This window comes from Paraburkholderia sp. SECH4 (assembly GCF_030511745.1).
GTDB lineage: Bacteria > Pseudomonadota > Gammaproteobacteria > Burkholderiales > Burkholderiaceae > Paraburkholderia > Paraburkholderia madseniana.
In genome coordinates this window covers 1-6,431 of sequence record NZ_JALOCP010000089.1, presented here as the reverse complement: position 1 = coordinate 6,431, position 6,431 = coordinate 1, and the positions used below count along the sequence as shown (strand labels likewise).

7 protein-coding genes are annotated in these 6,431 nt (G+C 58.0%); 3 read left to right on the top strand and 4 right to left on the bottom strand.

Annotated elements, in window-relative coordinates; genetic code table 11:
* Positions 1–334: 334 nt before the first annotated feature.
* Positions 335–598: a hypothetical protein gene (locus tag M0D67_RS41625; protein ID WP_154566696.1), complete on the bottom strand. Its 264-nt coding sequence runs from the start codon at positions 596–598 to the stop codon at positions 335–337.
* A 678-nt stretch (positions 599–1,276) separates the two neighbouring features.
* On the opposite strand from M0D67_RS41625, the gene M0D67_RS41620 reads away from it, so the two are divergent.
* Positions 1,277–2,908 carry an EAL domain-containing protein gene (locus M0D67_RS41620; protein WP_266243556.1) on the top strand — a complete coding sequence of 544 codons (1,632 nt, stop codon included), beginning with the start codon at positions 1,277–1,279 and terminating at the stop codon, positions 2,906–2,908.
* A 618-nt stretch (positions 2,909–3,526) separates the two neighbouring features.
* Here M0D67_RS41620 and M0D67_RS41615 read toward each other — a convergent pair.
* The 3 genes from M0D67_RS41615 to M0D67_RS41605 all read right to left on the bottom strand — a co-directional run bounded on the left by M0D67_RS41615 (position 3,527) and on the right by M0D67_RS41605 (position 5,097).
* Positions 3,527–3,886 carry a hypothetical protein gene (locus M0D67_RS41615; RefSeq protein ID WP_233465162.1) on the bottom strand — a complete coding sequence of 120 codons (360 nt, stop codon included), beginning with the start codon at positions 3,884–3,886 and terminating at the stop codon, positions 3,527–3,529.
* Positions 3,887–4,132: 246 nt separating this feature from the next.
* Complete coding sequence (locus M0D67_RS41610) at positions 4,133–4,357, bottom strand: CDGSH iron-sulfur domain-containing protein (RefSeq protein ID WP_063496116.1); 225 nt, start codon at positions 4,355–4,357, stop codon at positions 4,133–4,135.
* Between the two features lie 479 nt (positions 4,358–4,836).
* On the bottom strand, positions 4,837–5,097 hold the full coding sequence (locus M0D67_RS41605) for a transcriptional regulator (RefSeq protein WP_154566700.1): 261 nt from the start codon (positions 5,095–5,097) through the stop codon (positions 4,837–4,839).
* Between the two features lie 427 nt (positions 5,098–5,524).
* Between M0D67_RS41605 and M0D67_RS41600 the strand changes: the two genes are divergently transcribed.
* Together M0D67_RS41600 and M0D67_RS41595 are read left to right on the top strand one after the other, a co-directional pair.
* On the top strand, positions 5,525–5,842 hold the full coding sequence (locus M0D67_RS41600) for a hypothetical protein (RefSeq protein ID WP_063497946.1): 318 nt from the start codon (positions 5,525–5,527) through the stop codon (positions 5,840–5,842).
* A gap of 154 nt (positions 5,843–5,996) precedes the next feature.
* On the top strand, positions 5,997–6,251 hold the full coding sequence (locus tag M0D67_RS41595; protein ID WP_266243550.1) for a DUF2513 domain-containing protein: 255 nt from the start codon (positions 5,997–5,999) through the stop codon (positions 6,249–6,251).
* Positions 6,252–6,431: the final 180 nt, after the last annotated feature.

Below are 6,431 nucleotides of genomic sequence, written 5' to 3'. Positions count from 1 at the left end.
GCCACACCGCATTAGACTCAACTGCAAATCTATCCGTCGAACCGGGTCAACCTCACTCTTATCGTCAGGTGACATTCCGCCGGCTTCAAATCGGACTTTCACGCCGGGGGCACAAAACGCCACTGTCCCGACCACTTCTTCATACAGCCACTGGTGAGTCAGCGCTATCAATAATCAGGGAGTACCTGTGCGTCACACTGCGCGGTAGATCACGTTGTTGCGAAAAAATTTCCCGCCGCCCATGCAACCGGCTTTTCCGCGTCTGCGGCGAGATCATATGGATACACCGTAACATGCACCTGGAGCAGCCACACATCACTTGTGCGTGGTGACGTCACTCCCTCGAGATGACGCGTGAGCAATCGACGAACGTATGCGCGCGCCCCTCTGCGTAACGCACTGCCTCGTCAGTGGACAAAAATTCAACCGACTCGGCAAAACGTGCAATCACGTTTGCCTGGATGAAGGGCTCCCGCTTATACACGTACCACGCGACTGCGTAACGCCGCTCGGTACCGTTGAACGACACGGATTGATTCTCCGTTACCTCGACGTAAACGCCGTGCCCCCGATACGGTTCGCAAGAATGGCCGTACATATTTCCTCCCCAGCGTCTGCGCACTGGACAGGTTAGGCTAAGCAACAAGCATTCCATGACGTTCGTTCTTTACAGAATGCGCGCCTCGTGGTGCCCGCAACGAGGTGAGGTCTTACGCGCCATGATCGGTCGGATAAGGTACTTCAGTTTGCCGTGGTCGGACGGCGCCTGCGTGAACCACTTCATCGCGTCGATTCGTTCAGTACCGCGCCGATCGGCGGAATGCTCTGGCCTTGATTGGAGTTTGCAATCAGGTGCTGGGCAAAGAAAAAGCCGCTCGAAAGCGGCCCGTCGTGCCTCACCTCTTGTCGCCGTCGATCGTTATGCGTACGGGTTGCTGGGCACGCGATGGAATTCTTCGATCATGCGCTTTTTTGCGTCCGCGAGCTCCTGGTCCAGGCACGCCAGCGCACGCCGCGCCTTCATTGCGTTGACGCCCGCCGACCTCGCCGCGTCGATTCGCTCCTTTGCCCTAGCGACTTCGATGGTCAGCCCCCGACCCGAAGCCGACTCGGGCGACGAAGCGATAAACGCCCGCTTACCGTCGGAGGTCGGCCGCTCGCATTCGCCCTGGAGCGGATAGAGGGCGCATAAATCAGACGCATTGAAAAAATAGCTCCAGATACTATCCTTCAGGCTGGCATCGTAATCTCATACGTTCGACTCTGAGCATGCCGCATGTGGCGCGAAGCCTCCCTTACGGTCATTCACGACGGGACTTGCGAGATGATCAAGCGGCTGTCGCTTATTTCTGCTTCTGTCGCGCTGGGCTGCATAGTTACAGTTGCCCCCGTGCTGACCAGCATCTATATCGCCGACGAGGATGCAGAACGTCGCGAGCAGGAAGATTTGCAGCAGTTCGCCGCGAAAGCCGTGATGCGCACGGAGCTTGTCACCTACCAGGCATTCGCCGCTATTGCGGATATGGAGGCGGCCCCCGGCAGTCTTTGCTCTCCCGCCCAGATCGCACGGTTTGCCCGCGTGTCTTTTAACTACCGATACGTGCAGGACGGGGGGGCGTACGGTGGTGGACGCTATCTGTGCTCACCGCTTTTAGGCGACGTTCGGGCGCAACAACTGACGATGCCTGCGCCCGATTGGCGGACCAAAGACGGCTATCTGGTCTGGTTCAGGCATAAGAACCCCCTCAGCGACGAGCGTCAGGATATCCAGATTGGCCGCAACGGACACTATGTCTCGATCGACCCGCAGTCCTACGTCGATCTTATCGACCCCGCCCGACGACCGATCGCGGTGATCAATGTCGAGACGAACGCAATCCTTGCGTTGTCGCCGGGTGCGGATGCCGACGACATCCTCAACGCATGGAAGCTGGCTGGGCACGTGGACAATGAACAGTGGCACTACGCTGTCGCCCGTTCGTCAAGCCGGCCCCTCGGGGTGGTAGTCAAATCCCCGCGCAGTAGCCTCGTGGGCTACTGGACGGGTTTGCTTGTGATGTGGCTCTCGATTGGTGTCGTTGTCGGCGGTGCGCTCGGCTGGATTGCGTTCAGGCGAATTTCGCGGCAACTCTCCTTCCCGGCGACGCTCGAATGGGCTATAGCACGCAAGAAACTCGACGTGGTTTTCCAGCCGATCGTCCGCCTCACGAGCGGCGAATGCGTTGGCGCAGAAGCGCTTGTCAGGTGGAACCTGAACGGACGCCACATTTCGCCGGAAATTTTTGTCGCGGTCGCAGAGCAAAACGGCCTGATTCAGCAGTTGACGGACCTCGTACTGGACAAGACCCTTGACGAGCTGTCGAAGCTCTTGCGCACGCGTCCTTCGTTCTACGTCTCAATCAACGTGAGCAGCGAGGATTTGCGGACGCGCCGTTTCCTGAACGTTCTTACGGCCCGGTTGCAGGAGACGGGGATTCGACCTGCTCAGGTCAGAATCGAAGCAACCGAGCGAAGCTTCATGGATGCCGACGCAACGCGGCAAACAATAGCGGCATTCAGGGATGCTGGCCACCCTGTCTATATCGATGATTTTGGAACCGGGTATTCCAGTCTGTCGTATCTGCAAACCTTTACGATCGATGTCCTGAAAATCGACAAGTCATTTATCGACACCATTGCACAAGACGCAGCATCCAGCGTCGTCGCGCCTCATATCATCGAGATGGCACACGAACTGGGGGTGGAAATCGTGGCGGAAGGCGTCGAGCGCGATGTCCAGGTCGAATATCTGGTGCAGAGAGGCGTCCAGTATGGACAGGGCTGGTTGTTTGCGAAGGCCATGCGTGTTAATGAACTTATCGTCTGGCTTAACGAAAGCAGATCGACGCTTCAGCCGATCCATCAATAATCCTGGTGCGCGATGCGATGCCACGCGTGCCCAATGCACCTACGAACCGCAGCTGGCCGACGACACCACTTTCCGGGGGATGCTGAAAACCGATCGTCTCTTGTGCCTGGAACAGCAGACATCTCCAAGTCTAATCCGTGGGTCCGGAAATGGCCGCACCGGGTCCGACGCAGATGTCGGAGCATCGCCGCGCGCGGCGTCTATGCGAGTGGCGTAAGACGACCCTGAACTGCCCTTCGACCCGGAGTGACTTTTACGGCAGCTTCCAAGGTGAAACAGCCATTCGTCCCCTGGTGTCTGCCGGCAAGTCATCGGCCATTCAGGCCGGATGCCGATTGCAGCCGCGTGCCACCTTACATGATGCGCTGTCTGTCCGCTTTCGAGAACGACGAACGGATTCCGCGGACACGAAAAAGGGGGGGCGCGGGCCTTGCGGATGCGGGTGACGTTCGATCGGTTTCGGGCGAGACGTGCGCGGTCGAGTTGGTGGCGCTAGCCGGCAATCTTCAGCGCGAGTTCAGCGACATGTTTTGTCCCGGAAGCGCGCGATATCCAGCTCATTTTGCGAAGTCCCGATCTTCTTGCTCCGCCGCGCCTCCCCGATTGCACATACGTTGCTCAATGTGGCTCGCCGAGGCAAGCATCAGCGACATCGACGATCGGCTCGCTGTCGCCATAAGCTTCGTAAAAGCGGTCGACGCACCTTATCTGACCGAAGGTCCAACATGTCCCGGGTGGATCATGACCCAGCCACATCACAGTCGCCGCCGCCTTTGTCCGAAGTCCCCATTGTTGCCAGTCAGAGCCTGTTGGCAAAAAACGACCGTGCTTGTCCGTGTACAAGTTCAGGTCCAGGCCGTATCGCTTCAGGTATGGCGGGTTAAGGAGATCCTCTATAGCAGGCTTTTCGCCACGGGAAATTCGGGCGTTTTCGACTGCCTCATCCAGCCGAAAATCGCTCATGGCACGGCTGATCACTGACAACTCGAACAGCAGCGGCGCGCCAATTGCCAGGCACGTAACACCTAGGCAGAGTACGAGCACTGCAAGAACGCGCCTTCCGGTTAGCGATGTCCGCGACACTCGCGTCCCCCATCGTCTGCTTTTCCTGTATGCCTGCGCGCGCTCGGGCAGCGTGAAACCACGCACAGTCTCGTTGGGACAATGCACAGCCTTGACGCGTGTGCGAAGCCCGCGCCGAACTTGTCGACAGCGCCTGATGCATCAGGGTGTTTCACCTTCCTGCGGCTGTTCGTCAAGATTGCTCTTGAACTCGTACTTCTTGTGCGAACCGTCGCAGAATGGCTTGTTCTGCGAGTGGCCACATCGACACAGCCAGACCTCGTCCTTATCCACCTCAATGTTTTTCCCGCCTTGAGTGGTAATCTTGAAGTCGCCCTTGATGTGGTACGGGCCATCATTCCGGGGGGTAATAATTGCAGTCGCCATTTGAGCCTCCGCTGATTCTGAATCACGCGTTCCGCACACGTTCGGGACACTCGATGCGGCAACCTGAATACAGGTCAATTTCAGTCTATATCTGATACCACATGAAGGTGCGGCGAGCGTTGTGGCATCGCACAAAAGCTTGTGGAAAGGTTCGCCGCGAATGGTATGAGGACATCATGATCTGGCTTGGTGGAGGCGGTAACTATCGGCCACAGTTTCGGACGCTCGAACTCGACGCCCCGTAAGCGGACGGTCACCTGTGAGATTGCAGGGCGCGACTTGGCAGGGCCACGCTGACACCAGTCAAGACCGCCGCGTAGGCGCATTGGGCTCTGGGATGCCTTGGGGTTACTGATCGATGCCGCCCGCATCGCTCCGGATCGACAAGGCCACATCACTCCCTCCCCCGCCGTTGATCCCGCGTCCACTTCGCCATACCTGCTTGCTACGCTCGGAGAGTTCGCCGCAACAGCGGGATCTCATTCCGGCTTATCGAAGACGCCGGCTTCGAGATCCTGTCTGAAATGCTGCACCCAACCGGTTTCGAAGCCGATGGGGTATTCCCTCGCAATTTGTGTTGATAGTCTGGTTACGGTGACATATCCCTGCAGGCCGACGTTCTCGTCGCCCTTGGGGTCAGTCGTATCCGTTTCCAGCAGGTCGAATTCACCTTCTGTCAGTCCCTTGCGCTGCAAGGTCGCCAGGAAAGCCTGGCGTTCATCCGGTTCGATCAGTTGCATCTTCCGCCCTCCCGTCTGTCCGATACCGATATTCGTGGTCCCCTTCACGACGTTGTCATAACCCCAGAACGTTAGGCAGTGCCCAAGTGCGTCATAGCTGCGGCTGAGGTTGTGAAAACCGAATGCCATCCGCTCATCTGGGTCCGATCCTGTCGCAGTCGGGAATCACCAGCGTACAGCTTTTGTGCACGCGCTCGATGGAAAACTGTCCGAACAGTTTTGTCATAGGTCCTGCCATCCTTCATGACCCGTCGCAATTTGCATTGGTGCGCAAAGCGCCCGGGCTCGTATCTGTGCCGATTGCAACGTCCGCTCGCTGGACGAGCCGATGCGAATGGACGGATCAGTCCATGCGCAGACCGATAGCAGAGGTTCGTTGGCCACAACAGGGCTACACTTAAAATGGGATAAATTCCGGAGCAATACCATGACCGACGCTACCCCCCAAAGCACATTTCGCGGTCTTCCCCTGACGCCGGAGCAGGACGCAGAAGTCAGGCACTACATAAAGAAAAGAGAACAGCATGGCGCGCCGTGGGACACGCCGGAGTTGGAGGCCATGCTTCGAGACATGCTGCAGCCCCCGAGCGACGACGACGGAGGACCCGGTTCCACCGTCGACGAAACGAAGGCGGCCACAGAACGCGCGACAGCTTCCATCGACGAGACCATGGAACCCATTGAAGCCTGCGAAGAGCGGAATGCTGCGATGGAAACCGAGGGTATGAGGGGACCGAAGCGTTGAATCCCAGGCAGCGCTCGCGACTGGTGTTGAAATTCACCCTACGCGTTCGGACCGTGGCATGAGCCTGTTGGGAACCCGGAATCACATCGATTGCGCGGACGTTGTACCCGTGGCGCCCTTTCAATGCGTGTCCTATCTGCGACAGGAGGAGATCGTGAAACGCGATATGAATCTGGCACTCGCAATATTGAAAACTCTCGAGGAAAACAAATCCCCGCACCTCAGCGAATTTGACATTGAAGGCGCGCTCAAGGATGCGTTCGATGTTTCGAACCGGGGTGTGGGGTATCAGTTGAACCTGCTGGCCGACGCAAATCTCGTCCGCTCGGTGGGTAGCGACTGGCGGCTAACCTGGGATGGCCACGAGTTTTTGAAATCGGCGGTCCCGAATACCTTCGAAGACACCTGAAGGGTGACCTAAGCGCTGGAAACATCCCCCGGCTTTCGTGAAGACAACCCGATTGCAGGGGCATCGCACAGGAGCCGCCGATCGCAATAGCAGTTTGCCGAAGCGCGTTCGATTCCACGACTTGATGACGACCGCGCCCACCGTCCAGCCAGCCGGTTTTGTACAGCCGCATGTGCGGAT

What these genes read in the sequence shown, in the direction of transcription:
- M0D67_RS41625 (WP_154566696.1), bottom strand. Translation starts at nt 598, where the DNA reads ATGTACGGCCATTCTTGCGAACCGTATCGGGGGCACGGCGTTTACGTC.
- M0D67_RS41620 (WP_266243556.1), top strand. Translation starts at nt 1,277, where the DNA reads ATGTGGCGCGAAGCCTCCCTTACGGTCATTCACGACGGGACTTGCGAG.
- M0D67_RS41610 (WP_063496116.1), bottom strand. Translation starts at nt 4,357, where the DNA reads ATGGCGACTGCAATTATTACCCCCCGGAATGATGGCCCGTACCACATC.
- M0D67_RS41605 (WP_154566700.1), bottom strand. Translation starts at nt 5,097, where the DNA reads ATGCAACTGATCGAACCGGATGAACGCCAGGCTTTCCTGGCGACCTTG.
- M0D67_RS41600 (WP_063497946.1), top strand. Translation starts at nt 5,525, where the DNA reads ATGACCGACGCTACCCCCCAAAGCACATTTCGCGGTCTTCCCCTGACG.